The 614-nt window shown below is 43.0% G+C and carries 1 protein-coding gene; it reads right to left on the bottom strand.

The genetic code is table 11. The features are described from left to right. Positions 1 to 614, bottom strand: a 614-nt coding sequence (locus CH362_RS19130; protein WP_125169745.1) for a TIGR04388 family protein, incomplete at both ends; no start/stop codon positions are given.

The following is a 614-nucleotide window of genomic DNA, read 5'->3' as shown; positions in this document are numbered from 1 at the left end:
GCTTCTCCTTTGATGTTCGACCAGATCTTCTCAAACATGCCTTCGGCTGATTTGTTGCCTAGGACTGCTTCGTTAGGAGTTCCTTCCATCCCTATCTTTGCTAATGCTTCGGACGTCTTTTGGATTTCTGCTTTGAATTTCTCTACTCCATCCTTTTGAGAAACTACCTCCGCTTTATGCTCTTGGTATTTCTGGAGTAGCTGTTCCCCATGGCCTTCTTGCAGATATTTATTTACCTGCTCTCGGCTCATCACTCCATTCTCCACTAAATGTTCAGCTACACCCGTGATGATTGGTTCTAATGCAGCGCCCCTATGTTCTCCCGCATGTTCTTGGGCTATCGAGTTATTATAGTCTCTTTGAAAATTTTCGTTTGCTTCTATTTTGCCAAACTTATGAGTCTCAGTATTATACGATAGTGACCAGGTATCCGCTCCTCTATACTGAGCGCTTCCTCGGATCGTTCCATCATTCGAATAATTTAATGTACCTCCCAGGCCGTTGCCCGCATGGGATTTTACACCATTACTATAATTATAAAATGCACCTATACTTGACGAGCCTGTGCTACTTGCAGATCCTGATAAGCCTATATGATGATTTCCATTAGGATT

This window comes from Leptospira saintgironsiae (assembly GCF_002811765.1).
GTDB classification, from domain to species: domain Bacteria; phylum Spirochaetota; class Leptospiria; order Leptospirales; family Leptospiraceae; genus Leptospira_B; species Leptospira_B saintgironsiae.
The sequence above is the reverse complement of the archived record's forward strand: the minus strand, read 5'-3'. Positions and strand labels throughout refer to the sequence as shown.